This is a genomic window from Streptomyces boninensis (assembly GCF_048572725.1).
GTDB classification, from domain to species: Bacteria; Actinomycetota; Actinomycetes; order Streptomycetales; family Streptomycetaceae; genus Streptomyces; species Streptomyces boninensis.
In genome coordinates, this window is record NZ_CP183837.1 from 6,442,286 (window position 1) to 6,466,146 (window position 23,861).

Below are 23,861 nucleotides of genomic sequence, written 5' to 3' on the forward strand. Positions count from 1 at the left end.
GGTCATCGCGCGCTCCTCGTGCCCATCAGGCGCGGCCCGGAGGACAGGTTCGCCTTGATCTTCTGCCACGGCGTGGGCGGGAGCTCCCGCATCGTGCCCTTGGCGTAATGCCGCTCGATGTAGAACTGGATGATGCTGAAGAAGGTCGTCATGACCAGGTACCAGACGGCGATGGTGAAGTACATCTCCATCACGTTCAGCTTCTCCGAGGAGATGTCCTGGGCCACGAAGAGCAGCTCGTGGTAGGTGATCGTGAAGGCGATCGACGAGGTCTTCAGCATGTTGATGAACTCGTTGCCGGTCGGCGGCACGATCACCCGCATCGCCTGGGGCAGCACGATGCGCCGCATCGTCTTGCCCTTGCTCATGCCGAGCGCGTGCGAGGCCTCGGTCTGGCCCTCGTCCACCGACTGGATGCCGCCGCGCACGATCTCCGCCATGTAGGCGGCCTCGTTGAGCGCGAGGCCGAGGAGCGCCGCCAGGAACGGCGTCATGACCTCGGTCATCTCGTTCTTGTAGAGCGGCATCAGGTTCAGCGTCGGGAAGATCAGCGCCAGGTTGTACCAGATCAGCAGCTGCAGCACGACGGGCGTGCCGCGGAAGAGCCAGATGTAGAGGTTGGCGAAGCCGGAGGTCACCGGGTTCTTCGACAGCCGCATCACGGCGAGCACGATGCCGAGCACCACGCCGATCACCATGGCGAGCACGGTGATCAGCAGCGTGTTCTTGGCGCCCTCCAGGACCCGGTCGTCGAAGAGGTACTCGGGGATGTCACTCCACTGGATCTTCGCGTTGGCGAAGGCGATGCCGAGGAGTGCGAGCAGCGCCAGCACCACGATGCCGCTGACCCAGCGCCAGGGGTGGCGCACCGGGATGGCCTTGATGGCCTCGGGCGGCACCGCGGTGGCGGTGCCGGTCTTGGTGTACCCGGAACCGGCCGACGGGGTGTCGGCCGGTTCCTTCGGGTTGTAGTCAGTCACGAGGAGCGTCTCTCTTGAGGGCCGTGGTTACTCGTTGCCGCCGTTGACGGCGGCCTTCGTGACCGCGCCCTGCTCGACATTCCACTTCTTGAGCACCTTGCCGTACTCACCGTTCTCGATGATCTTGTCGAGCGCCTTGGTGAGCGCGTCCCGCAGCTCCTTCTGGTCCTTCGGCACCGCGATGCCGTACGGCGCCGCCTCGACCTGCTCGCCGACGACCTCGAAGTCCTTGCCGCCACCGGAGGTCTTCGCGTTGTACGCCGCGACCGGGAAGTCGTTCAGGTCGGCGACCGCGCGGTCCTGGCGGACCTGCAGCAGCGCCTCGGTGTCCTTGGTGAAGGGCAGGACCTCGATCGGCTTGTCGCACTTCTTGTTCTGCGCCTTCGCGATGTCGGCGGAGACGGTGCCGCGCTGCAGCGAGACCTTCTTGCCGCAGAGGTCGTCGAGGGACTTCAGCTCGTGCGGGTTGCCCTTCTTGGTCAGGATGGAGACGCCGGCGGTGAAGTAGTCGACGAAGTCGACCTTGCCCTGGCGGTCCTTGTTGTCCGTCATCGACGACATGATGATGTCGAAACGGCCGGTCTGCATCGCCGGGATCAGGTTGTCGAAGGTGTTGTTCTTGAACTCCACCTTCACCCCGAGCTCCTTGCCGAGGGCATTGGCGATGTCGATGTCGACGCCGGTGGTCTTGCCGCCCTTGCTGAACTCCATCGGGGCGTACGCGACGTCCGAGCCGATCTTGAGGACGCCCGCGTCGCGGACCTTCTTCGGCAGTTCCTTGTTCAGGGCGGCGGAACCGCCCTCGACCTTCTTGCTGCCGCCGTCGGCGCCCTCGGTCTGGTCGCCGCAGGCGGACAGGACAAGGGCGCCCGCGACCGCGAGTGCGCTCACCGCGGCCAGGCGGTGCTTGGCCGGGGTGGTGCGACGGGTGGTGCTTGCGGTCATGCTGGTTCCTCCTGCGGTGATGAGGGGGTCGCCACGATCTCGCACACGCGGATGGGTGGGCGAGATTCCGTTTGATTTACGGCATCCTGCCATCCGGAAGCGCCCCTTCAGGCTGTCGCCCTGATCAAAATCCCATAACAGGTGGTTCGCCGGACGACGCCGCAGTCGCATATATATGCGGACCCCGGCAGAATACCCCAACGACTCGAATGTACGTAAAAAAGTGGCATAGGACACATTGGCTAGCCACCCGCTTGGCTTCCGCTAGCGCGACAGGCTTCCGGTAACGAATCGGACTCGCGCTTCGTAGCGGTCTTCCGGTAGAAAGAGCCGTTACACCCCTCACCCGGGGCCACGGGCGCGTGTGCGGCGCGTCCGAGACGTTCGTACCTCCTCCTGGCGGCGGGCCCACCTCGCCACCGGGCCACGGACGTGGTTCCCGCCCGCTCCCAACAAGGGGGCGGCACACCCTCGACATTTCCGTGACTGAAGGGGTCAATCAAAGTGGCAGCCGAGATCGTCAATCCGCCGAGCGATACGGGGTCTGAGGACGAGTTCTTCGACCCGGCCTTCGCGCTCCACCGTGGCGGCAAGATGGCCATCCAGGCGACCGTGCCGGTGAACGACAAGGACGATCTGTCCCTGGCGTACACCCCCGGCGTCGCCAAGATCTGCAGCGCCATCGCGGAGAAGCCGGAGCTGGTGCACGACTACACCTGGAAGTCCCAGGTCGTCGCGGTCGTCACCGACGGCAGCGCGGTGCTGGGGCTCGGTGACATCGGCCCGGAGGCGTCCCTCCCCGTGATGGAGGGCAAGGCCATTCTGTTCAAGCAGTTCGGCGGCGTGGACGCCGTGCCGATCGCGCTGGACTGCCGCGATGTGGACGAGATCGTCGAGACCGTCGTCCGGCTCGCGCCGTCCTTCGGCGGGGTGAACCTGGAGGACATCTCCGCCCCCCGCTGCTTCGAGATCGAGCGCAAGCTCCAGGAGCGCCTGGACATCCCGGTCTTCCATGACGACCAGCACGGCACGGCGGTCGTGACGCTGGCCGCGCTGCGCAACGCCGCGAAGCTGTCCGGCCGCGGGCTGTCCGAGCTGCGCGCCGTCATCTCCGGCGCGGGGGCCGCGGGTGCCGCGATCGCGAAGTTCCTGGTCGAGGCGGGCATCGGCGATGTGGCGGTGACGGACCGCAAGGGGATCGTGTCCCGCGACCGTACGGACCTGACCGCCGCCAAGCGGGAGATCGCCGAGCTGACGAACAAGGCGGGCCTGGCCGGCTCGCTGGAGTCGGCGCTCGACGGCGCCGATGTCTTCATCGGCGTCTCCGGCGGCACCGTCCCGGAGGAAGCGGTCGCCAAGATGGCGCCGGGCTGCTTCGTCTTCGCGATGGCCAACCCGAACCCGGAGGTCCACCCGGACGTGGCGCACAAGTACGCCGCGGTGGTGGCCACCGGCCGCTCCGACTTCCCGAACCAGATCAACAACGTCCTGGCCTTCCCCGGCATCTTCGCCGGCGCACTCCAGGTCCGGGCGTCCCGTATTACGGAGGGCATGAAGCTCGCCGCGGCCGAGGCCCTGGCGGACGTCGTCGCCGACGAGCTCTCCGCGGATGTCGTCATCCCCTCGCCCTTCGACGAGCGAGTCGCCCCGGCCGTGACCCGCGCGGTCGCGGCGGCGGCGCGCGCGGAGGGCGTGGCGCGACGCTGACGGCTCGGGCGGGCGCGTGCGGCTGCGCTGCGCCGGCCCTACCCACCCGCCCGCCCGTTCCTGTCGCTCACAGCAACGGGCGGGCGGGTGGGGACAGCCCAGCGCTCAGCGCGGCCGCAGGCCGTCAGCGCAGCGCCAGCACCATCGCATCCCTGGGCGAAGCCCAGACCGTACGGGCCTCCGCAAACCCCCCGGCGCGCAGCGTCTGCGCGTGCCACTCCGCCGACGGGACCGCGTCGTGATGGTCGGACTGCCCCTGGGTCGGGTCCCCGAAGATCCGGAATCGCTCAGCCGCGTAGGCGCCGAGCACCGGGTCCGCGGCCACATCCCGCCACCACGCCGCCCAGTCCTGCACCCCGGCCGCCGACTCCGCGGCCTGCCGCGACTTCGCGTGCGCCCGTACCGCCGCATTGATCCGCGGCGTCGAGTCGTCCGGCATGTGGTCGGCGTTCAGGAACGCCCCACCCTCCCGCACGACACCCGCCACCTGCCCGTACAGCGTCCGCAGCGCGTCGGACTCCAGCCAGTGCAGCGCGGTGGCGGTGAGCACCACGTCGTACTCCCGGTGCGGGAGCTTCTCCACCCAGCCCGCGTCCCGCAGATCCACCGAGACGAAGTCCGCCCGCGACTCCCCGGCGAAATACCCGCGCGCGATCGTCAGCAGCGCCGGATCCAGGTCTACGCCCGTCGTACGCGCCTCCGGGAACCGCCGCAGCACCCGATCGGAGATCGACCCCGTGCCGCACGCGAGGTCGAGGACGCGCGGCGCCGGGCCCGCGACCGCCTCGACCATGTCGAGCATCACGCGGAAGCGGTCCTCGCGGTCCGGCATGTACCACTCCTGCTGCCGGTCCCAGCTGGCCTGCCAGGCGGCCCAGTCAACGCTGATCGTGTCGGTACCGGTCATTGCGTCTCCTCGGTTACGTAATACCCTCGTAGCTAGGTCGCCTATTACGACCCCGGAGCCGACTGTAACCCTCCTTCTGTAAGGACTACAAGTGGAACTGGCCTATTACTCGGAGATGGCCGTGAGCCTCGTGAACACGGAGGAGCCGGCCCGCGGCACCGACACGCTGACGACCGTCGAGGTCGTACGGGAGCTGTTCGGCCCGTCCCAGCAGGCCGCCCGCCGCGCCACCGACGCCGACGTGACGCGGCTGCGTGCGGTACGGACCCGGCTGCGTGCGGTCTTCGCGTCGGCCAGCGAGGGCGACGAGGTGCGGGCGGTGGACATGCTCAACGCGCTGCTGATGGAGTTCCCGGTCAGCCCGCAGATCTCCGGGCACGACCACCGCGACGACGACGGCCGCCCGCTCTGGCACCTGCACATCGCCGACCACCCGTCCAATGCGGGCGCCGGTTACACGGCGATGGCATGCTTCGGCCTGGCCACCGCGCTCACCGACTACGGCGTCGACCGCCTCGGCATCTGTCAGGCCGCCCCCTGCCAGAACGCCTATATCGACACGTCGACCAACCGCTCCCGCCGCTACTGCTCGGACCGCTGCGCGACCCGCGCCAACGTGGCCGCCTACCGCGCCCGCAAGCGCCTGGAGAGCGGCGCGAGCGGCCGTACGGCGGAGACCGCCCAGCCGGCGAACGACCGCACGCCGCGCTGATCCGCGTCCAGCGGCCGCAGCCGCATCAGCCCGCGCGCCACGATCAGGTCATCGGGCACGGCTCCGTACTCCCGGCTGTCGTTCTCCACGAACCGGTTGTCGCCGAGCACCCACCAGCCGCCCTCGCGCCGCTCGATCGCGCGCTTGACCACGAGCAGGTCCTGCTGGAAGGGATGCCGCAGCACGACGACATCACCCGGTCGGACGGCGGCGCCGTAACTCACGACGATGCGGTCTCCCGGGCTGAGCGTGGGCGCCATCGACGGGCCCGACACCTCGGCCACCCCGATCCGCCGCAGCCCGCGCCGCTCCCGCTCGCGTTCGGACTGCACCTGCTGCTCGGGCATCCCGGGCTCCTCCCTCGAAGTCCGCGTGAATCCTCCACACAGTCCAGTCTGACCCTGGACTTTTGACCTAAGCCCTTGGGGGCACTCGCCAAATCCCCGGCGCTACGGAGTAATGTCCCACCTAGAACGCGATCACGAGGAAGGACGCCCATGTTCTCTCGCCTATTCGCCCCCAAGGTGAAGGTCAGCGCCCACTGTGACCTGCCCTGCGGTGTGTACGACCCGGCGCAGGCCCGTATCGAGGCCGAGTCGGTCAAGGCCGTGCAGGAGAAGTATCAGGCCAATGAGGACGCGGACTTCCGCACTCGGGCCGTGCTCATCAAGGAGCAGCGCGCCGAGCTTGCGAAGCACCACGTCTCGGTTCTGTGGAGCGACTACTTCAAGCCGCCGCACTTCGAGAAGTACCCGGAGCTGCACCAGCTGGTCAACGACACGCTGAAGGCGCTGTCCGCGGCCAAGGGTTCCAACGACCCGGCGACCGGCCAGAAGGCGCTCGACTACATCGCCCAGATCGACAAGATCTTCTGGGAGACCAAGCAGGGCTGAGCGCCACTCAGCAACGCACGAAAGCGCCCGGCGGATTGCTCTCCGCCGGGCGCTTTTGCGTACGCGCTTCCCTGCCCGGTCAGATGCCGGCCACCGTGGTGCTGCCGTCGAAGATGCCGGTGACGAGGCCGAGGGGGTTCTCGGTGACGACGCTGGGGTTGAGCAGACTCCCGAGGCCGCCGATGGGGAGGCCGTCGGCGGGCCCCGCGGCGGCGGCGCTCGCGGGCGTGCTGGCCAGGGCAGTCACGGCAATTCCGGCAGCGATCACCACGACCGTCCGGCGGATACCTGCATGCATGACCTGCTCCTTGAGTGTGTTGGGGGAACGGACCCCACGAGTCTTCCGCTCCTCGGGGAACGCTCCCGGAATGCACCCGATCGAGGGCGGGGCGGGCCTTATGATCATTTCGGCGAAAAGGCCGCGCAGACTCGATGAGGACGGACGCTCAGCCCTCGACGGCCGACGCGTCCATCCACATGATGTTCCAGACGTGCCCGTCGGGGTCGGTGAAGCCGCGGCCGTACATGAAGCCCTCGTCGGTGGCGTCGCCGTGGGCGGCGCCGCCGGCGGCGATCGCCTTGTCGACAAGGGTGTCCACCGCCTCGCGGCTGTCGGCGGAGAGCGCGATCAGCGCCTCGTTGGCGGCGGAGGTGTCGGCGATCTCCTTCTGGGTGAAGCCCTTGAAGAAGTCGTGGGTCAGCAGCATCGCGAAGATGTTCTCGTCGATGACCAGGCAGGCGGCGTTGTCGTCGGTGAACTGCTTGTTGAACTCGTAGCCGAGCGCCTCGAAGAAGGTGATGGAGCGGCTCAGGTCCTGGACCGGCAGGTTGACGAAGATGCTGGTGGTGGCCATGGTGGCGTCCCTTCGAAGTGCTTGCGGCTGGTGCTCTGTTGGTGTTGTACGGGTAGACCGGGCCGTCGCGGAAAACTCATCGCGCCCATCTCTTCCGGATGCCGGGAGAGCGACGTAATCTCGATTACATGCTTACTTCCGAAGAACTCGACGCCGTACGCGGCTGGTTCGCCGGACGCCTCCCCGACGGGCTCTACGCATCGCCGCTGGACGTGACCGTCGACCGCGAAGAGATCACCGTGATCGGCTCCATCCCCGCCCCCGAACTCGCCGACGACGCCTCCGAGGCGGAGCGGGAGGCGGCGGCCGAGGGCCGCATCTCCGAGTTCCGCTCCCGCACCCGCAAGGAGCGCATGTCGGTGGCCCGCGCCGCCGAGAAGCGCTACCGCAGGAAGGTGTCCTGGGGCGTCGACTGCGGCGGCACCCGCGAGGTGTTCACCAATGTCGCCGCGCCCGTGATGACCCGGCTGCGGCAGCCGGAGCGGCAGGTCCTCGACACCCTCATCGCCGGCGGCGTCGCCCGCAGCCGCAGCGACGCGCTGGCCTGGTGCGTACGCCTGGTGCAGGCGAACACGGACGACTGGCTCGGCGAGCTGCGCGACTCCCTCGCGGAGGTGCAGCGGGTGCGGGCGCAGGGGCCGGACCGGGAGGACACGCCCCCGAAGGACGCGCCGCCGGAGGACGAGCCACCGACGGACGGCTGACCGTCAGGCGAACCGCACCTCGCGCACCGCCCCCTCGTCGGCGGCGAAGTCCAGCAGCTCCTCGGCCCGCTGCTCCAGCGCGGCGCGGTCGCGCTTGCCGAGCGGGGCGAACGGCGTCAGCTCCGCCTGCGCCCCGCCCTTGGTGCGGGTGACCCGCCACTGCCCGGCGACGAAGCCGTCGAGCAGGATCGTGCCGAGCACCATGCCGTTGTGAGTGAAGACCCGCTTCTCGGCGTCCTTGTCGATGATGCGGGTGCGGTCGGCGTGCGAGAGCAGCGCGTTGTCGAACGGGGCCAGCAGCATCGGCTCGACCGGGGTGTCGGGGTCGGGGAGCGGGGCGTCCGGGAGGTCGTAGAGCTCCTTGCCGTGCTCGTTCCGGTACGTCACCAGCTGCGGCCGCAGCCGCGTGACGGCGGCTTTCAGGCCGGACAGCGACGACCACTTCTGGATGTCCTGGACGGTGGCGGGGCCGTACGCCGCCAGATAGCGCAGGATGGCGTCGTCCGGCGCCGGGTCCGTCTCCGACTCCGCCCCCAGCCACTGGTCGGCGTGCGCGTACACGAGACCGCCGCTCTCGCCCCACAGCCCGCGCGGCGGCACCTGCACGAGCGGGAGCAGGCTGCGCGCGAGATACGCGAGAGCGTTGCCGTCCCGGCCGGGAAAGGATTCCGCGAGCCGGGCGCCCAGGTCGTCGTTGTGCAGCGGTCCGTCGGCAAGCGCCTTGCGTGCGGCCGCCGCCACCTCGGCCGGGTCGACGCCGGGCACCTTGCGCCCGTAACTGCTGTTGAAAAGCGTCTTGTCGAGATAGGGCTGCATCACCGCGCGCAGCCGCAGCGCGTCCCGGGCGCTGACGAGGTGGATGGTGCCGCGCATCAGCACCACCCGGACCACCGCCCGCCCGGTCAGCAGCCGCGACAGATCCCCCGGCCGGAAGCCGGGGATGCGGGTGAAGAGCTGGTAGTACGGCGGGTCGCCGGCCTGCGCCTGCAGCCCGGCCACATGCTCGGCCACGTCCACGGCGGTCGCGCCGGCCGCTGCGCGCGGGGCGAGCCATTGGCGGTGCAGGAGCGCGCGGTTGAGGGCCCGCTGGCCGAGTACGGTCATGGCCGCGAAGGTACCTACTTTTTCCGGTTGGCGTACGCCCGCGCCGCCCGTACCCGATTGCCGCACTTGGTGGTGCACCAGCGCCGGGCGGCGTGCGAGCGCAGGAACCACCGCGAGCAGCCCTGCGCGGCGCAGGCGGCGAGCTGGTCGCCGTCGGGGCCGGTGAGCAGCTCGGCCGCGTCCTCGGCGAGCAGGGAGAGGGCGGCGCCGGCGGGGTCGGCGGCGTCGGGTTCCGCGGCCCGGCGCGGCCCGGTGGCGTCCCAGTCGAGGCGGGGGGTGGCGGGTGCGGCGGCCAGGGCGTCGTTGAAGGTCGCGAGGCTGGCGGGCGGCGGGGCGGCCCCGGCGGCGCGGGCCGCGAAGAGGTCGCGGATGGCCTCGCGGAGCTTGCGCAGCCGCCCGAGCCGACGCCCGTTGAGCGCCGCCTTGTCGGGCAGCAGCTCCTGCCGTACGAGCCAGAGGTGCCCCGCCTCGGCGTCCTCCAGCAGGTCGACGGCGCCATGGCTGAGCGTAAAACGCGTGTTGACCAGGGCGAGCGAGGCGAAGCGCTCCTCGCCGGGCACGGGGAGGTGATGCAGGAAGTACGGGCTCTCGTCATCCAAGGAAGGCACGGCCTCATGTTAACGCTTGCCATTCTCCGTGAGGAGAGCTAGCGTCCCTCACGGCTAATAGAGCAAGAAAGCGTGAGAGGAAGAGCATCGTGGGACTCGATGTCGCAGCCGTACGCAAGGACTTCCCGATCCTGGACCGGACGGTCGCCGAAGGCGCCCGCCTCGTCTACCTCGACTCCGGCGCCACGTCCCACAAGCCCCTCCAGGTCCTCGACGCGGAACGCGACTTCTACCTCCACCACAACGCCGCCGTGCACCGCGGCGCCCACCAGCTCTCGGTGGAGGCGACGGAGCTGTACGAGGGCGCCAGGGCGACGGTCGCGGCCTTCATCGGCGCGCCGACGGCCGACGAGGTGGTCTTCACCAAGAGCGCCACGGAGAGCATCAACCTGGTCGCGTACGCCCTGGAGAACGCCCGCCGCATCGGCCCGGGCGACTCGATCGTGATCACGGAGATGGAGCACCACGCGAACCTGGTCCCCTGGCAGCAACTGGCCGAGCGGACGGGCGCGACGCTGCGCTGGTTCGGCCTGACGCCCGAGGGGCGCCTGGACCTGTCCGAGCTGGACACCCTCATCGACGAGTCGGCAAAGCTGGTGGCGCTCACCCACCAGTCCAACGTCCTCGGCACGGTCAACCCGGTCCGTACGATCGCCGACCGCGCCCACACGGTCGGCGCCCTGCTGCTCGTCGACGCCGCCCAGTCGGTCCCGCACCGCGCGGTCGACGTGGCCGCGCTTGGCGCGGACTTCCTCGCCTTCTCCGCCCACAAGATGCTCGGCCCGATGGGCATCGGCGTGCTGTGGGGCAGGAGCGAACTGCTGGCAGACCTGCCCCCCTTCCTGACGGGCGGCTCAATGATCGAGGTGGTGGAGATGGACCACTCCACCTTCCTGCCGCCCCCGCAGCGCTTCGAGGCCGGCGTCCCGATGGCGGCGCAGGCGATCGGCCTGGCGGCGGCGGTGGACTACCTGACCGGGCTGGGGATGGAGGCGGTGGCGGCTCATGAGGAGGCCCTGACGGCGCGCGCGCTGACCCTGCTCCAGGAGATCCCGGGCGTACGGATCGTAGGACCGAAGGACCTGACGGACCGCGGCTCGGCGGTCTCCTTCACGGTGGACGGCATCCACCCCCACGACGTGGGCCAGGTCCTGGACGCCCGCGGAGTAGCCGTCCGCGTCGGCCACCACTGCGCCCGCCCGATCATCCGCCGCTATGGCCTCGCGGCTACGACCCGGGCGACGCCGTACGTGTACAACACGGAGGCGGAGATCGACGCACTGGCGGAGGGGGTGCGGGCGGCGCAGGCTTACTTCGGCTGAGCCCGCCGATCACTCGCCCTTCCGCACCGTGAGCAGCGCCGCGATATGCGCCGCCGCCGTCGACAGATGGCGGCGGGCCTCGCGGAGCTGGTCCGCGGTCAGGCCGTTGTCGCGGGCCGTGTCGCGGACGTCGTCGCGGAAGCGGTCCAGCAGGCGTTCCAGTTCGCGGGTCAGCTCGGCCGGGGTGGCGTCTGCCGGGGTCTCGCCCTCGGCCCAGTCGGGGAGGTCCGCCGCCGGCGGGTCCGGCTTGATGTGGCCCGGCCAGGGGGTGCCGGTGGCGGTGCCGAGGCGGCCCAGTTCGCGGGTCAGCTCCGAGAGGCCGTCGCGGAGGGCGCCGGGCCAGTCGCCGGCGCGGGCGCCCGTCTGGACCTGGTCCTGGACCTGCTTGGCGATACGGGTCGCCTGGTCGCGCAGGGCGTCGCGGGCGGCCTTCGCCTCCTCGCGGGCCGCCTTCGCGTCCTGCTGGGCGCGGCGGGTCTCGTCCTTTGCGCGGCGGGCCTGGTCCTTCCACTCGTCCTTGGCGCGCTTGAGCTCCTCCTTGGCCTGGCGCCAGCCCTCGCTGTCGCCCGGCTTGGACCCGGACCAGGACCAGCCGCCGGACGTGCCGCCCTTGCTGCGGGCCTCCCGCGCGGCGGCCTTCACGTCGCGGCGGAGGTCGCTCGCCGTACCGCTGACGTCCGCCTGGATCTCGGCCGCCAGCTCGGCCACGGAGTCGCGGATCTCCAGCTCCAGCTCCTCCAGCTCCGAGGCGCGGGCGGCGAGTTCGGCGCGGCCGGCGTCGGTGATGGCGTAGACCTTGCGGCCGCCCTCCGTGGTGTGCGTGACGAGGCCCTCGGCCTCGAGCTTGGACAGGCGCGGGTAGACCGTGCCCGCCGAAGGCGCGTACAGGCCCTGGAAGCGCTCCTCCAGTAGCCGGATGACCTCGTAGCCGTGGCGCGGCGCCTCGTCGAGGAGCTTGAGGAGGTACAGCCGCAGGCGGCCGTGGGCGAAGACGGGAGGCATGGCTACAGCACCTTCTTGTCGTGCTCGGAGGGCCCGGCGTCGGCGGGGTCGTCGGCGGGGAGGTCGTCGACGGGGGGCCGGCGGAGCAGGGCGATCGCGCCGGAGACCGTGTTGACGCCTAGCTTGCCCTTGCCGTCGCCGAGCCGGCCGTTGATGCTCTTGGCGCCCCACATGCCGTTGACCTGCAGCTCGTCAAAGGCGTTGGAGACGGCGCCGCTGGCGGTGGAGGTGTCGACCGTAAGGGAGGAGTCCTCCGGCAGGCGCAGCGCGACGTCGCCGGAGACCGTGCTGATGCGGGCGCCGTCCTCCAGGCAGCCCGGGGCGAGGTCGAGGACCATGTCGCCGCTGACGCTGTCCGCCTTCACCGCGGCGAGCTCGCTGTCGACGACCGTCAGCGCCCCGGATACGGAGCCGAACTTCAGGTGGCCCGTGATGCCCTGGGCGTCGAGGTTGCCGGAGACGGTCTCGGCGCGGATGTCGCCGGCGATGCCGGTGATCGTCGTATCGCCGGAGACGCCGCGCACATCCGTACGCCCGGTGATGCCGGAGACGACGGCGTGCGCGGTCACCACGCCCACCTCGACCCTGGTGCCGTACGGGACGGCGAGGGAGACGACGGCGCGGCGCCGCCAGCCCTTGCGCTCCAGGCGCTTCAGGAAGCCCTTCCAGTCGAGATCCTCGTACGCGATCGTGAGCCGGCCGCCCTCCTGGGTCACCTCGAGCGGCGGGCCCTCGATTTCGGTGACCTCCAGCCGGGCGCCCGGGTCGTCGGAGCCGACGATGTTGACCGCGCCGCCGACGAGGCGGACCTGGAGCGTGTCGACGGGGCCGTCGAAGTCGAGCGTCTCGGGTGCTGAAACCTGGTGTTCCCGTGCCATGACCCGGGCCTCCCTGAAGGAAAATAAGCCAACGCAACATATCGCGTCTACGAGAGACACGATATATCGCGGATTCGGGATGTCAAGCGGGGCGGCACGGGAGGGCCCGGTCAGTCCTCGTCATCCTCGTCATCGAGCCTGGCCAGCCACGTCGCGAGGCGCTCCACGGGGACCTCGAAGTCGGGATTGAGGTCGGTGAAGGTGCGCAGCAGCTCCGCGAGCTCGGCGAAGGTGATCTCCTCCTCGCCGCGCCGCTTCTCCAGCTCCTCGATGCCCCGGTCGGTGAAGTACATGTGACCAGGGTATGGCGCAGTTTGCGGGGTCGCTCCCACGGTGGCGTGGGGATACCCTGGTCCGCACCCAAGTGAGCGTTGTGACGGGGGAGTTGTGGCGCACCGGATACAGAAGATCGGGCATGCCTGACCTCGAGTCCCTGTGCCGGTCGACCACGGTGGCGCTGGGACCCGCGGGTGGCGGCGTGGTGTGGGGCAGCGGGTTCTGCGTGGCGCCCGGCTGGGTGCTCACCTGCGCGCATGTGCTGGAGGCCGTCCGCGAGGACGCCATCTTCGCCGTGTCCTGCGACGCCTGGTCCGCCGCCGGTCGGCTCGCCTACACCACCAGCACGGGCGACCCCGGGGACCCGGCCGGGGACCTCGCCCTGGTCCGGCTCCTGGACGACGTCGAGAACGACTGCGCCTGGCTGTGCGACCGCGTCGACCCGTCCGTCGGCGACATCACCGCGTACGGCCGCCCGCCCAGCCCCGCCGGGCGCAGCGAATGGTGGGGGCGGATCTACCAGTACGGCGGCCCGGAGGGCGACCACGCGTACGCGCTGATCCGCGGCGAGGACGTCCGCCCCGGCGCCTCCGGCGGCCCCGTCGCCGACCCGGTCCGCGGCGCCGTCGTCGGCGTCGTCCAGGCCCGCCGCGACCTCGGGCGCGACGGCGGCCTCGCGATCGGCCTCGGTGCGCTGGCGGGCACCCGCTGGCGGCGGGTCTGGGCAGGCGGCGGCGAGCTGCTCGGGGCGGAGAGCCCGTACGCCGAGCTGCTGCGCGCCCACGACCGCTGGCACCGCGACCATCCGGCGTGGCGGGAGGTGCAGGCGGCGGCCGCGGGGCGGCCCGGTCCCGGCGATGGCACCGAGTGGACCGCGGAGGACCGCTTCGCCACCCTCGGGCTGCTCGCCGAGCTCCCGCCGCCGGACTCGCCGGGCCTGGTCGGCCGGCTGGTGGACGAGGCGTTCGGGGAGTCCCGGCAGTACGCGGGGCCGGCCTCCTGGCGGGACGGTTATGGGCGGCTGCACGACGCGCAGGACGCCGACGGCGTCGCCTTCCTGCGCTATCTGGTCTATCTCGCCATGGCCGCGCACGTCGCCGTAGCCGCGCACCCCGTCGCGGACGAGGTGCCGCCCGCGGCCGAAGCCGCCCTGCGGTGGGCCGGCGACCGCGCGCTGCGCGCCGGGCCCAGCATGCGCAAGCTCATCACCGAGGTCCGGCTCCCGGCCGATCTGACCGGCGCGGGCCGCACCGAGGACCACCGGCCGGTGGTGACGGTCGAGGTGCAGCCGGCCGCCTGGGGCAACGGGCGGCTGCGCTGGAAGATCCGTACCGACGACCGCCGCGGCGGCATCGGGATCCCCGCCCGCGACCGGTCGCCGGAGGGCGTCACGCCCGCCGGGCTGCGCGAGGCGCTGCTGCCGCCGCTGGCCGCGGCGTGTGCCCGGCTCGACATCGGCGGCTATCGCGCCCGGGTCGAGTTCGTGCTGCCCACCGACCACTTCGACCTGGCCGCGCACCGATGGGCGGTGCCCGGCTCGGCGCTGGCGCTGGGTGCCGAGCGGCAGGTGGTGGTCAGGGCCGCGGGCGGCGGCGCCCGCCGGGACGACCACCAGGCCCCCGGGAACGGCGGGCTGACCGCGCTCGCCCTCCGCCGCCCGATGGCCGCCGCCGACCTGACCGGGCAGCGCGGCGGTACGGTCCCGGTGTCCTGCCGCCCCGCCGCCCGCGGCGAAGGACGCAAGATCATCGACGGGGTGCTCAGCGCCGGATACGGGATCGCCCTGTGGCAGACCGCGGGTGAGCACGGCAGCGAGTGCCACGAACACTGCGGCCCGATGTTCGAGGCGGTGGACGTGCTGCTCGGCACCGGCCGCGCGCAGGACCTGCCCGAGCGGCTGCGCGACACCCGCCACCGCCATGGGAAGCAGCAGAGCATCGCCCACTCCCTCAAGGGCGTCGCGCTGCTGTACGAGGACCCGGCGAGACCGCCCGTACGCCGGACGGTGAGGTCACCGTGACCGCGACTGCGCAGATCGCCGTATGCCGTCACCCTCGGCCGAAAACCGCCGTTACCGGAGCTGGGCGCGGGTATGGAATGGGGAACCGCGCCATCGCAGCCGCCCCGCCGTACCCGACGAGGAGCGAGGCCCAGTGACCGACTGGTTGATCTTCAAAGGCGCGGGAGCCCCGCACGACAGAGTCGCGGGTCTGCCCCTCCCGCCGCCGTGGCGTACGTTCGACGGCGAACCGCTCTGCGGCCCGCCGCCGGACGTCGAGCCGTCCTCGCGACGCCGGCTCGGCGACTACGAACACGCCGAGCCGTCCCTCGACAGCACGGTCCTGGAGCGCGTCAACGCCGCGCTGTACCTGCGCCGCCCGCTGCTCGTCACCGGCCCGGCCGGCGCCGGCAAGTCCACGCTCGCGCACGCCGTCGCGTACGAACTGGGCCTCGGCCGGGTGCTGCAGTGGCCCATCGTCAGCCGTACGGCGCTGCGCGACGGGCTGTATCAGTACGACGCCATCGGCCGGCTGCACGACGCCCAGCTGGACCGCGCCGACGCCCGCCCCGGCATCCACGGCGACATCGGCCGCTACCTGCGCCTCGGCCCGCTCGGCACGGCGCTGCTGCCCGCCGAGCTGCCCCGCGTGCTGCTCGTCGACGAGCTCGACAAGAGCGATGTGGACCTGCCGAACGACCTGCTGAACGTCCTGGAAGAGGGCGAGTTCCGGATCCCCGAGCTGCAGCGGACGGCCGAGCCCGGCACGCCCGTACCGGTGCAGGACGACGACGGCCGCCAGGTCGACGTGCTCGACGGCAAGGTGCGCTGCCGCGCCTTCCCGTTCGTCGTCATCACCAGCAACGGCGAACGCGACTTCCCCGAGCCGCTGCTGCGCCGCTGCATCCAGGTCCACCTCGACCGGCCGGGCGAGGCCCGCCTCGCCGCCATGGTGCGCGCCCACTTCGGCGACGCGGCGAGCAGCGAGTACGGCGATGTCATCCGGCAGTTCGCCGAGGCGGCCGACGGCGCCCCCGCACCCGCGGCCCAACGCGCCGCCGACCGGCTGCTCAACGCGATCTACCTCATGCGCAGCGCCACCCCGGGCGGCGCGCCGGGCGACCGCAGGCACCTCGCGACGCTGCTGCTCTCGGGGCCGGACGGCAGCCAGGGGTGAGCAGGATGCCGGCCGCGGAGGAGGGAGCGCACGGGCCCGCGGAGGGCGGGCTCGAGGCGTATCTGCGGCGGCTGGCGGCGGCGGGGCTCGACCTGACCGCGAGGGAGGTCGCCGAGTCGCTGTGGCTGGCCAAGTACGCGACGCCGACGGACTCGGCGGTGGCCGCTGACGCGGCCGGGGGAAAGGAACCGGCCAACTCGGAGCCGGGGGCGGGCGAGGGGCGTGCCCGGGGGCACACACGGTCTGATGCGCCGTCGGGGACGCCCGGTGGGACCGCCGATCTTGTGCCGCCCGCGCGTCCGGGGGCAGGAGGCTCAGGTCCCGGTGGCGGCCAGGGCGGCGGTCCTGGCGAGGGTGCCGAGTACGTATCCGTACGGCTGCCGGCGGCGTCCGTGCTGCCGGCCGCGATGCCGCTGCAGCGCGCGCTGCGCCCGCTGGTGCGCTATCGGCCGCCGGGGCGGCAGCCGGGCGTCTTCCTCGACGAGCAGGCGACGGCGGAGCGGGCCGCGGACAGCGGTGTTGTGGTGCCGGTGCTGCGGGCCCGGTCGCGGCGGCTGGCGCGGGTGCGGCTGGTGATGGACCGGTCGTCGTCGACGGTGGTGTGGGAACAGCTGCTTGACGAGGTGCGGGAGGTCTTCGAAGCCACCGGGGCGTTCGCCGCAGTGGACGTGGCGTGGCTGGAGGCCGGCGAGGACGGGGTGCTGCGGCTTGCCGACGGCGGGAGTCCGGCGCGGCTCGCCGACCCGGCGGGGCGGCAGCTCACGCTCGTACTGAGTGACTGTGCCGGGCCCGCGTGGCGCAGCGGCCGGATGCAGCGCTGGCTGCACGCGTGGGCGGCGACGGCGCCGGTGGCGGTGGTGCAGCCGCTGCCGGAGGGGATGTGGGCGGATACCCAGCTGCCTGCTCGGTTCGGGGTGTTGCACCGGGGCGAGGGGCCTTGCGGGCGGCTCACCTTTACGCCTGCGGGCGGGGTCCCGATGGAGCTGGAGGGCGCTGCGGAGACGAGCGGGACCGTGGTGCCGGTGCTGGCGCCGACGCGGGCCGCCTTCGACGGGTGGGCGCGGCTGGTCGGCGGCGGGCGGGCCAGGTCCGTCAACGCGGCGGCGGGTCTTGTCTACGCCGACCACCCCGAGGCGGCGCAGGAGTTGCCGGGCCCCGAGGTCCCGGCGCGGCAGCTGGTGCAGGACTTCCGGGCCGAGGCCGACTCGCAGGAGGCGGTGCGGCTGGCGGTGTTCCTGTCGGCGGTGCCGCTGTGGCTGCCGGTGATGCGGCTGGTGCAGCGGGCGATGCTGCCGGGCACGGGCGCCGAGGTGCTGGCGGAGGTGCTGCTGAGCGGGCTGCTCCGGCGGCAGGCGGCGGGGGAGGAGGCGGGCGAGTCGGGCGAGTCGGGCGATCCGGCCGGTGAGGACGAGGGGCCGTGGTTCGAGTTCCTCCCTTCCGTACGCGAGGAGCTGCTGAAGCTGCTGACGGAGGGCGAGGCGGCGCTGGTGCTGAAGCAGTGCTCGGCGTTCGTGGAGCAGCATTACGGGCGGCGGGCGCGGAACTTCGCGGCGGTGGCGGTGGCGAATCTCTCCGGGACGGCGGGCCCCGCGATCGGCGGCGTGGGCGGGAGTGCGGACGACCGCGAACAGCGCCCCGTGCCCGCCGCGTTCGCCCGGGTGACGCAGGCGGTCCTGGCCCGCTTCCGGCCGGTGGTGCGGCCGGGCGGAGGCGCGGTGCCGCGGCCCGAGCCGCCGGACCGCGACGCGGTGCGCGTGCAGGCGCGGCGGCACCTCGACCGGTACGAGGCGACCGCGCTCATCCGCGAACTGGACTCGGCGATCGGCCTGTTCCGGCAGGCCGGGCCGCCCGTACAGCTGGCGGACGCGCTGCTGTCGCGCTGGGAGGCGGCGGGGCGGCCGCAGGACCTCCGGGAGGCGTGGGAGGCCGCGAGCCCGTCGGCCCGTACGGACGCGGTGGCGCTGCTGACGCTCGGCCGGGTGTACGCGGCGATGGCCGACGCGGTCAACGACGCCGGGCCGGCCTGCGGCGTGCTGCCCGGCTGGCTGGCGTCCGAGCTGGAGGACGAGGGGCTGCCCCCCGGCCGCGACGGTACGGACCTGGCGCTGGTCCGGCTGCTCACGCTCGCCGAGCGGGTGCTCGACGACGCCCTCCGGCTGCCGGCGGAAGTCGCGCCGATGGGCCTGGTGCTGACCGCCGGGGTGATCCGGGCGGGGGCGAGCCGGCGGCTGGCGGCGGCCGGCGCCCGGCTGGCGAGGTCGCCGTCGGGAGGCCTGCCGGGGCAGGACCCGGACGAGGCGTTCACCGTCCCCCTCACCGGTGCCGTACGGGCGCTGCACGTGGTCGAGGCGCGCCTCGGGCGGCCGGGCGAGCAGCCCGCCTGGCAGCGGACGGTGCTGTTCACCCGTGCGCGGCTCGGCTTGGACCTGGCGCGCTATCAGGCGGGCGAGGACGTGGCCGGGATCCGGCCGGTGTCGCCGCCGGCCGCCGATGCGGTGAAGTGGGCCGGCGGGGCCGTCCGGGACCTGCGCAAGGGCATGGACCTGCGGCTGGAGAGCTGGCCCGTCGACGACTGGATCAGGGCGCTGCTCGACCTGGCCGATGCGCACCGGCTCGCCGATGTGCCGGGCGCTGAGCGGTCGGCCGTACACGATGCGCTGACGGCGGCCAGGGATGTCGCCGGCGTCGGCCAGGAGACGCTGCTCGCCTGCCTGGACCGCGCGGCCCGCATCGAGTGGCAGGACCAGGAAGCCAACGAACTCGTCCTGGACGTCGTGGACATCGCGCTCCAGGCCGTGTCCCCCGGCTCGGCCGGCTTTCCCCGGCTGCTGGCCCTGGTGGGCCGGCTCCTGCTGCGGCAGGGAAGCCCCAGGTCCGTCGAGGTGCTGCGCGAGGTGCTGGACGAGACCCCGCCGTCCGATCCGGAACTGCCGGAACGCAGGCTGCTGTTCGCCACCGCGCTGCGGCAGCGTTTCGACCATACGCAAGCGCCCGCGGATCTCTACGAGGCGGAGGGCTCGCTGATCTCCGTGGTGGAGAACTCCCACGATCCCCACCAGCTCGCCCGCGCCTGGCTGCTGCGTGCCGATGTCACCGGCAGGCTCCCGGGGCATCAGCGGCAGCGGCAGGCGTGGAGCTACTACGAGCGGGCCATCGCGTATGCCCTGGAGGTCCGCGATTTCCCGCTGGCCCTGGACGCGTCCCGGAAGGGCGTCGCCGTACTGACGCACATCGTCGGACCGGAGCGGGCCGCGGCGGCCCGCGACGCGGCGCTGGAGCGGTACATGCGCGACTCCGCGGCGGCGGACGCCCCGCCGGACGCCGAAGCCCGCCCCGTCCCCGACCCGGAAGCAGGCCCCGAGTGACCCCCGGCATACCCCTGCCGGACCTCACCGGCCTCCTCGACACGGCACCGTCCACACCCCCGCAGCTCGCCGCCGCTCTTCCCGGCCTGCGCGAGCGCGCCGCCGCGCCCGGGCGGGTCTTCGCGTACCACGAGAACTCCCCGGCAGGGCGCCGCGATCTGCCGCCGGATGCCGACAGCGGCGACCACGCCGACGCCTTCCGCCAGTTCGTCCTCAAGGTCCACAGCCGCTGCAATCTCGCCTGCACCTACTGCTACGTCTACCGCGGCGCCGACGACTCCTGGCGCCGCCGCCCGCACCGCGCCTCCGGCGACGTCATGCACCGCACCGCCGCCCACATCGCCGAGCACGCCGCCGCGCACCGGCTGCCGGAGGTACGGATCGAACTGCACGGCGGGGAGCCGCTGCTCGGCGGGCCCGGCCAGGTCCTTGCGTACGCCGAAGCCGTCCGCGCCGCCGCCCCGCCCGGCTGCGCCGTAGCCGCCACCGTCCAGACCAACGGCACCCTCCTCACCCCGGCCACCCTCGACGCCCTCGCGGTCGCCGACATCCGCATCGGCCTCAGCCTCGACGGCGGCACCGCCCGCCTCAACCGCCGCCGCACCGACCACGCCGCCCGCCCCTCCTGGCCCGCGGCCCACCGCGCCGCCCGGCTGCTCGCCGAGCGCCCCGCCGCGTGGGCAGGCCTGCTGTGCGCGGTCGACATCGCCGCAGACCCCGTCGAGGTGTACGACTCCCTCGCCGCACTCCAGCCGCCCATGCTCGACCTGCTGCTGCCGCATGCCACTTGGGCGACGCCGCCGCCCCGCCCGCAGGGCAGCCCCGATGCGTACGGCCAATGGCTCGCGACCGCCTTCGACCGCTGGTGGCACGACGGACCGGCAGCACCCCGCATCCGCCTCTTCCACGAGATCCTCGCCCTCCTCCTCGGCGCCCCCAGCACCGCCGAGACCGTCGGCCTCGCCCCCTCCGCCGCGGTCGTCGTGGACACCGACGGCGCCATCGAGCAGACCGACACCCTCAAGTCCGCGCACCAGGGCGCCGCCGCCACCGGCCTCGACGTCTTCCGCCACTCCTTCGACGCGGCCGCCACCCACGCGGGCGTCGCCGCCCGCCGCCACCCCCGTCGCGCCCTCGCCGACGCCTGCCGCGCCTGCCCGGTCGGGGAGGTGTGCGGCGGCGGGCACTACGCGCACCGCTACCACCCCGCCCACGGCTTCACGCACCGCAGCGTCTACTGCGCCGACCTGGAGTACCTGATCAGGCACATCGCCGCGCGGCTGGCCGAAAGTGGGCCATGAGCCGCCCGGTGAGCCGCCCGCCCAAGCCCAACGCCCGGGCACTGACCCGTATCTGATGCACAATCGGTTAACGTGCTGACGTGTCCGGACACCGCCACCGCGCCGAGCCGGAGGATTCGATGAGCCCAGTGGAGCCACCTGAGCCGCCTCCGCACGTCACGGTCGTCTTCGCGGGGACCAGCCACTCGTGGGCGAAGTGGATCGAGAGCGAACTCGCCCGGGCCGGCTGCGAGGTGAGCCTCGTCCGCTGGGACCCGCTGCGCCGCGCCCCCGCGGTCTCCGCGATCACCGACTTCCTGCAGGCCCCGGGGAAGGTCCTGCTGGTGCTCGCCGACTGGTATCTGCGCTTCGACACCGGCCGGTCCCGGCAGTGGGCCGACGTGCTGCGCCAGGTCATGCCCGCCTACCGGGACCGCATCGGCACCGTCTCCGTCACCACCCGCCCGCTGCCGCCCGAGGCGGTCACGCTCGGCGCCGCCACGCTCCGCGGCGTCGGCCCCGAGGAGGCCCGCCACCGGCTGCTCAGCGCCGTCGGGGTGGCCGCGGGCCAGCCGGTCAGCCTGGAGCGCGCGCTGCGCTTCCCCGAATACCCGCCCGCGGTGGACAACTCGCCGGACCGCAACGCCAAGTTCACCGGCCGCGAGGAGCTGCTCGCGCAGCTGCACGACGCGCTCGCCGAGGACGACAGCGGCACCCGGGTGGTGCTGTACGGACCGCCCGGCGTCGGCAAGACGCAGGTCGCCGCCGAGTACACGCGCCGCTTCGCCGGGGGCTACGACCTCGTCTGGTGGGTGCACGCGGGCACGAAGGCGGGCGCCAGGGAGGCGTTCGCGGGGCTGGCCGCCGAGGTCGGGCTCGGGGACGGCGACCAGCTCGCCGGGCAGATCGAGGCGGTCAGGCGGGCCCTGGAGGCCGACCGGTCGGGCCGCTGGCTGATCGTCTTCGACAGCGCCGACGACCCCGCCGCCCTGGCCGGGCTGCTGCCCAAGGGGCGCGGCCATGTGCTGATCACCGCCCACTCCGCGGACTGGATGGAGCAGGGCGCCCAGCCCATCGAGCTCGGCTCCTTCGAGCGCGACGAGTCCATCGCCTTCGCCTGCCGCCGCTGCCTGCGGCTCACCGAGGAACAGGCGGGCGAGCTCGGCGAGACGCTGCAGGACCTGCCGCTGCTCATCGACCAGATCACCGCCTGGATCGACGCCAACAAGGCCCTCGACATCCCCGACTACCTGCAGAACCTCAAGCACGGCGACCCGAACGACTTCGGCGTCGTGCAGTCCCCCGACGCCCCGCCCGCCTTCCAGGTCGGCTGGGCGATCACCCTCGGCAGCCTGGAGCGGCACAAGCCGGATGTGTACGAGCTGCTGACGCTGCTCGCCTTCTTCTCGCCCGACGTCGTGCCGGTATGGCTGCTGCGCTCCGCCCGCGCCCGCGACCTGCCGCCCCATCTCGCCCGCCTGGTCGGGGACACGAGCAGCTGGAACGCCGCGCTGCGCACCATCTCCGAGGTCACCTCGATGCGGCTCGACTACGACACCGATCCGCGGCGGGACACCGTCAGCGTGGCCACCCTGCGGATGCACCGCATCTTCCACCGTTTCGTACGCAGCAACCTGCCGCCGGAGGCCATCCGCAGGAACGCCGCCATCGCCGCGAACGTCCTGGTCGCCTCGGACCCGCGGGAGCCAGGATCCCCGCTGCACTGGACCCGCTATGCCGAACTCCTCCCGCACCTGGAGCCGTCCGGCGCCCTGGACTCCCAGGACGAGGACGTCCGCGAGCTGGTGCTGAACTGCATCGAATACCTGCGCACCCGCGGCGAATACCAGGACGGCTGGGCGCTGGCGCGCACGGTGCTCGACCGGTGGCGGGAGGCGTACGGGCCCACCGAGCGGGCCGTGCTCGTGGCCGCGCACCAGGAGGCGGACATGCTGTGCCGGCTCGCCAGGTACGAGGAGGCCGAGACCGCGGGCCGCGCCATACTGGACCGGCTGACAGCCGTGCCGGGCGCCCGCGGGATCGAGGTGCTGCGGGCCAAGAACGGCCTCGGCGGCACCCTGCTGGCCCGCGCCAAGTACGCCGAGGCGCAGGAGCTCTACCAGGAGGCGGCGCAGAACGCCACCGACTGGCTCGGCAGCAGCCAGGTCCCGCGCACCCTGGAGATCCGCAGCAACCTCGCCCTCGCCCTCGGCCTCCGCGGCCGCTACCGCGAGTCGTACGACCTGCACCGGGCCCTCTTCGACGACCGGGTGGGCCTGATGGGCCCGCGCGACCAGCGCACCCTCAACTCCGGCCTGAACACCGCCTGGATGCTGCGGCTGCTCGGCGAGCTCCGCGAGGCCCGTGGCCTGGCCGACCACAACGCGCAGCTGCACCGCCAGGTCCTCGACCGCAACCACACCCAGACCCTGCAGGCCGAGCACAACCTGGCGCTGTGCCTGCGCCGCGACGGCAACCAGGACTCCGCCGAGGCCCTCATGCGCTCGGTCCGCGACCGGCTCATCCGCCGCCGCGGCAGCACCCACCCGGAGGCGCTGCACGTCTCCATGGACTACGCGATGCTGCTGCGCGCCATCGGCAACCCGCACACGGCCCGCGCGCTCGCCGAGGAGACCGCGGAGACGTATGCGGCCACGCTCGGCGCCATGCATCCGTACGCGATCGGTGCGCGGAACAACTGCGCGCTGATGGAGCTCGACGAGGGCCGTACGGAGAGCGCGCTGCGCGGCACCCGGAAGTCGATGGAGGAGCTGGACCGGACCATCGGCCGCGACCATGTGTGGGCCGTGGGCGCGGCGCTGAACTGCGCCGCGGCGCTGGCGGCCGGCGGCGCCGTCGAGGAGGCCGCCGCCCTGGGCCGGGACGCCATCGGGCGGGCGGCGGAGGCGGTGGGCGCCCGCCATGTGCTGGCGCTGAACCTGATGGCGGGGCTGGCACAGGACCTGCACCGGCTCGGCGAGACCGAGGAGGCGGCCGAGCTGGAGCGGCAGGCGAGGGAGGCGCTGGAGGCGGCGTACGGGCCGCGGCACCGGCAGGTCGAGTACATGCGCTCGGGGCAGCGGCCGTACTGGGACTTCGAGCCGCAGCTGACGTGATACGGCCGGAGCCCGGCGCCCCTCTTGGTGAG

21 protein-coding genes are annotated in these 23,861 nt (G+C 72.6%); 10 read left to right on the forward strand and 11 right to left on the reverse strand.

Annotation, left to right across the window (positions count from 1 at the left end; genetic code table 11):
- Nucleotides 1–2 precede the first annotated feature (2 nt).
- Entirely contained in the window at nt 3–980 is a 978-nt protein-coding gene (locus tag ACNNMR_RS29600) for an amino acid ABC transporter permease (RefSeq protein ID WP_419997728.1), read from the reverse strand.
- Between the two features lie 27 nt (nt 981–1,007).
- Nucleotides 1,008–1,925, reverse strand: coding sequence for an ABC transporter substrate-binding protein (locus ACNNMR_RS29605; protein ID WP_419997729.1), 918 nt, complete (start codon nt 1,923–1,925; stop codon nt 1,008–1,010).
- Nucleotides 1,926–2,429: 504 nt separating this feature from the next.
- Between ACNNMR_RS29605 and ACNNMR_RS29610 the strand changes: the two genes are divergently transcribed.
- The gene (locus tag ACNNMR_RS29610; RefSeq protein ID WP_419997730.1) at nt 2,430–3,632 is read left to right on the forward strand and encodes an NAD(P)-dependent malic enzyme; all 1,203 of its coding nucleotides are present in this window, start codon (nt 2,430–2,432) and stop codon (nt 3,630–3,632) included.
- A gap of 124 nt (nt 3,633–3,756) precedes the next feature.
- On the opposite strand, the gene ACNNMR_RS29615 is transcribed toward ACNNMR_RS29610, so the two are convergent.
- Nucleotides 3,757–4,539, reverse strand: coding sequence for a class I SAM-dependent methyltransferase (locus ACNNMR_RS29615; protein ID WP_419997731.1), 783 nt, complete (start codon nt 4,537–4,539; stop codon nt 3,757–3,759).
- A gap of 91 nt (nt 4,540–4,630) precedes the next feature.
- Between ACNNMR_RS29615 and ACNNMR_RS29620 the strand changes: the two genes are divergently transcribed.
- Entirely contained in the window at nt 4,631–5,251 is a 621-nt protein-coding gene (locus ACNNMR_RS29620) for a CGNR zinc finger domain-containing protein (RefSeq protein WP_419997732.1), read from the forward strand.
- Here the strand turns inward: ACNNMR_RS29620 and sodX are convergent.
- Nucleotides 5,164–5,598, reverse strand: coding sequence for a nickel-type superoxide dismutase maturation protease (gene sodX, locus ACNNMR_RS29625; protein WP_419997733.1), 435 nt, complete (start codon nt 5,596–5,598; stop codon nt 5,164–5,166). The two genes, ACNNMR_RS29620 and sodX, sit on opposite strands and share 88 nt — an antisense overlap.
- A 150-nt stretch (nt 5,599–5,748) precedes the next feature.
- On the opposite strand from sodX, the gene sodN reads away from it, so the two are divergent.
- Entirely contained in the window at nt 5,749–6,144 is a 396-nt protein-coding gene (sodN, locus tag ACNNMR_RS29630; protein WP_165240595.1) for a superoxide dismutase, Ni, read from the forward strand.
- A 79-nt stretch (nt 6,145–6,223) separates the two neighbouring features.
- Here sodN and ACNNMR_RS29635 read toward each other — a convergent pair whose 3' ends face one another.
- Together ACNNMR_RS29635 and ACNNMR_RS29640 are read right to left on the reverse strand one after the other, a co-directional pair.
- Nucleotides 6,224–6,442, reverse strand: a complete 219-nt coding sequence (locus ACNNMR_RS29635; protein ID WP_419997734.1) for a hypothetical protein — start codon at nt 6,440–6,442, stop codon at nt 6,224–6,226.
- A 148-nt stretch (nt 6,443–6,590) separates the two neighbouring features.
- Nucleotides 6,591–6,998 (reverse strand): VOC family protein, encoded by a 408-nt coding sequence (locus ACNNMR_RS29640; RefSeq protein WP_419997735.1) that lies wholly within the window; start codon nt 6,996–6,998, stop codon nt 6,591–6,593.
- Nucleotides 6,999–7,126: 128 nt separating this feature from the next.
- Between ACNNMR_RS29640 and ACNNMR_RS29645 the strand changes: the two genes are divergently transcribed.
- Nucleotides 7,127–7,702 (forward strand): hypothetical protein, encoded by a 576-nt coding sequence (locus ACNNMR_RS29645; RefSeq protein ID WP_419997736.1) that lies wholly within the window; start codon nt 7,127–7,129, stop codon nt 7,700–7,702.
- Nucleotides 7,703–7,705: 3 nt separating this feature from the next.
- On the opposite strand, the gene ACNNMR_RS29650 is transcribed toward ACNNMR_RS29645, so the two are convergent.
- Both ACNNMR_RS29650 and ACNNMR_RS29655 read right to left on the reverse strand, forming a co-directional pair.
- Entirely contained in the window at nt 7,706–8,806 is a 1,101-nt protein-coding gene (locus tag ACNNMR_RS29650) for a winged helix DNA-binding domain-containing protein (protein WP_419997737.1), read from the reverse strand.
- Between the two features lie 14 nt (nt 8,807–8,820).
- A complete protein-coding gene (locus ACNNMR_RS29655) occupies nt 8,821–9,414 on the reverse strand; it encodes an ABATE domain-containing protein (protein ID WP_419997738.1) in 594 nt (197 codons plus the stop codon).
- Nucleotides 9,415–9,503: 89 nt separating this feature from the next.
- Between ACNNMR_RS29655 and ACNNMR_RS29660 the strand changes: the two genes are divergently transcribed.
- Nucleotides 9,504–10,736, forward strand: a complete 1,233-nt coding sequence (locus ACNNMR_RS29660) for a cysteine desulfurase (RefSeq protein WP_419997739.1) — start codon at nt 9,504–9,506, stop codon at nt 10,734–10,736.
- Between the two features lie 9 nt (nt 10,737–10,745).
- Here ACNNMR_RS29660 and ACNNMR_RS29665 read toward each other — a convergent pair whose 3' ends face one another.
- From ACNNMR_RS29665 to ACNNMR_RS29675, 3 genes are all read right to left on the reverse strand, one after another.
- Nucleotides 10,746–11,738 carry a PadR family transcriptional regulator gene (locus tag ACNNMR_RS29665; RefSeq protein ID WP_419997740.1) on the reverse strand — a complete coding sequence of 331 codons (993 nt, stop codon included), beginning with the start codon at nt 11,736–11,738 and terminating at the stop codon, nt 10,746–10,748.
- Nucleotides 11,739–11,740: 2 nt separating this feature from the next.
- Complete coding sequence (locus ACNNMR_RS29670) at nt 11,741–12,616, reverse strand: DUF4097 family beta strand repeat-containing protein (RefSeq protein ID WP_419997741.1); 876 nt, start codon at nt 12,614–12,616, stop codon at nt 11,741–11,743.
- Nucleotides 12,617–12,726: 110 nt separating this feature from the next.
- Entirely contained in the window at nt 12,727–12,909 is a 183-nt protein-coding gene (locus ACNNMR_RS29675; RefSeq protein ID WP_419997742.1) for a DUF6104 family protein, read from the reverse strand.
- 122 nt (nt 12,910–13,031) lie between these two features.
- Between ACNNMR_RS29675 and ACNNMR_RS29680 the strand changes: the two genes are divergently transcribed.
- From ACNNMR_RS29680 to fxsT, 5 genes are all read left to right on the forward strand, one after another.
- Nucleotides 13,032–14,912 (forward strand): trypsin-like peptidase domain-containing protein, encoded by a 1,881-nt coding sequence (locus ACNNMR_RS29680; RefSeq protein ID WP_419997743.1) that lies wholly within the window; start codon nt 13,032–13,034, stop codon nt 14,910–14,912.
- A 133-nt stretch (nt 14,913–15,045) separates the two neighbouring features.
- Complete coding sequence (locus ACNNMR_RS29685) at nt 15,046–16,068, forward strand: AAA family ATPase (protein WP_419997744.1); 1,023 nt, start codon at nt 15,046–15,048, stop codon at nt 16,066–16,068.
- Between the two features lie 5 nt (nt 16,069–16,073).
- Nucleotides 16,074–19,433 carry an SAV_2336 N-terminal domain-related protein gene (locus ACNNMR_RS29690; protein WP_419997745.1) on the forward strand — a complete coding sequence of 1,120 codons (3,360 nt, stop codon included), beginning with the start codon at nt 16,074–16,076 and terminating at the stop codon, nt 19,431–19,433.
- A 158-nt stretch (nt 19,434–19,591) separates the two neighbouring features.
- Nucleotides 19,592–20,734 (forward strand): FxsB family cyclophane-forming radical SAM/SPASM peptide maturase, encoded by a 1,143-nt coding sequence (locus ACNNMR_RS29695; protein ID WP_420000526.1) that lies wholly within the window; start codon nt 19,592–19,594, stop codon nt 20,732–20,734.
- 80 nt (nt 20,735–20,814) lie between these two features.
- Nucleotides 20,815–23,829: an FxSxx-COOH system tetratricopeptide repeat protein gene (gene fxsT / locus ACNNMR_RS29700; protein WP_419997746.1), complete on the forward strand. Its 3,015-nt coding sequence runs from the start codon at nt 20,815–20,817 to the stop codon at nt 23,827–23,829.
- Nucleotides 23,830–23,861: the final 32 nt, after the last annotated feature.

What these genes read in the sequence shown, in the direction of transcription:
- ACNNMR_RS29675 (WP_419997742.1), bottom strand. Translation starts at nt 12,909, where the DNA reads ATGTACTTCACCGACCGGGGCATCGAGGAGCTGGAGAAGCGGCGCGGC.
- sodX (WP_419997733.1), bottom strand. Translation starts at nt 5,598, where the DNA reads ATGCCCGAGCAGCAGGTGCAGTCCGAACGCGAGCGGGAGCGGCGCGGG.
- ACNNMR_RS29690 (WP_419997745.1), top strand. Translation starts at nt 16,074, where the DNA reads ATGCCGGCCGCGGAGGAGGGAGCGCACGGGCCCGCGGAGGGCGGGCTC.
- ACNNMR_RS29645 (WP_419997736.1), top strand. Translation starts at nt 7,127, where the DNA reads ATGCTTACTTCCGAAGAACTCGACGCCGTACGCGGCTGGTTCGCCGGA.
- ACNNMR_RS29635 (WP_419997734.1), bottom strand. Translation starts at nt 6,442, where the DNA reads ATGCATGCAGGTATCCGCCGGACGGTCGTGGTGATCGCTGCCGGAATT.
- ACNNMR_RS29640 (WP_419997735.1), bottom strand. Translation starts at nt 6,998, where the DNA reads ATGGCCACCACCAGCATCTTCGTCAACCTGCCGGTCCAGGACCTGAGC.
- sodN (WP_165240595.1), top strand. Translation starts at nt 5,749, where the DNA reads ATGTTCTCTCGCCTATTCGCCCCCAAGGTGAAGGTCAGCGCCCACTGT.
- ACNNMR_RS29650 (WP_419997737.1), bottom strand. Translation starts at nt 8,806, where the DNA reads ATGACCGTACTCGGCCAGCGGGCCCTCAACCGCGCGCTCCTGCACCGC.
- ACNNMR_RS29665 (WP_419997740.1), bottom strand. Translation starts at nt 11,738, where the DNA reads ATGCCTCCCGTCTTCGCCCACGGCCGCCTGCGGCTGTACCTCCTCAAG.
- ACNNMR_RS29615 (WP_419997731.1), bottom strand. Translation starts at nt 4,539, where the DNA reads ATGACCGGTACCGACACGATCAGCGTTGACTGGGCCGCCTGGCAGGCC.
- ACNNMR_RS29605 (WP_419997729.1), bottom strand. Translation starts at nt 1,925, where the DNA reads ATGACCGCAAGCACCACCCGTCGCACCACCCCGGCCAAGCACCGCCTG.
- ACNNMR_RS29670 (WP_419997741.1), bottom strand. Translation starts at nt 12,616, where the DNA reads ATGGCACGGGAACACCAGGTTTCAGCACCCGAGACGCTCGACTTCGAC.
- ACNNMR_RS29680 (WP_419997743.1), top strand. Translation starts at nt 13,032, where the DNA reads ATGCCTGACCTCGAGTCCCTGTGCCGGTCGACCACGGTGGCGCTGGGA.